Consider the following 872-nt stretch of genomic DNA (forward strand, 5'->3'; position numbering starts at 1 on the left):
CCGCGGAAGACACCCGGGAAGACCAGCACGTTGTTGATCTGGTTCGGGAAGTCCGAACGGCCCGTGGCCACCACGGCCGCCGTCCGCCGCGCCACGGCCGGATCCACCTCCGGATCGGGGTTGGCCAGCGCGAAGACGATCGCACCCTCCGCCATCGCCGCCACATCCTCACCGTCCAGCACGTTCGGCGCCGAGACACCGATGAAGACGTCCGCGCCCCGCACGGCCTCCTTCAGCGTCCCCGTGATGCCCTCCGGATTGGTGTTGTCCGCGATCCACCGCAGCGCCGTCTCCGGCCCCGCATCCACCAGATCCGCACGCCCCGCATGCACCACACCATGAATGTCGGCCACCACGGCATGCTTCACCCCGGCCGCCAGCAGCAACTTCAAAATCGCCGTACCAGCAGCACCCGCACCCGACATGACGACCCGTACGTCACCGACCGCCTTCCCCACCACCCGCAACGCATTCGTCAGCGCCGCCAGCACCACGATCGCCGTACCGTGCTGGTCATCATGGAAGACCGGGATGTCCAGCGCCTCCCGCAGCCGCGCCTCGATCTCGAAACACCGCGGCGCCGAGATGTCCTCCAGATTGATCCCCGCAAAACCCGGCGCGATCGCCTTGACGATCTCCACGATCGCATCCGAATCCTGCGTGTCCAGACAGATCGGCCACGCATCGATCCCCGCGAACCGCTTGAACAGCGCCGCCTTGCCCTCCATCACCGGCAGCGCCGCCTTCGGACCGATGTTCCCCAGCCCCAGCACCGCCGACCCGTCCGTGACCACCGCCACGCTGTTGCGCTTGATCGTCAGACGCCGCGCATCCTCCGGATTCTCGGCGATCGCCATGCACACGCGCGCCAC

1 protein-coding gene is annotated in these 872 nt (G+C 67.9%); it reads right to left on the reverse strand.

Annotated elements, in window-relative coordinates; translation table 11 throughout:
- The coding region (locus ACSNOH_RS34940; protein ID WP_436725465.1) for an NAD(P)-dependent malic enzyme at window positions 1–872 on the reverse strand (872 nt) is incomplete at both ends.

Origin of the sequence: Streptomyces sp. URMC 127 (genome assembly GCF_051386535.1) — a bacterium.
Classification (GTDB): domain Bacteria; phylum Actinomycetota; class Actinomycetes; order Streptomycetales; family Streptomycetaceae; genus Streptomyces.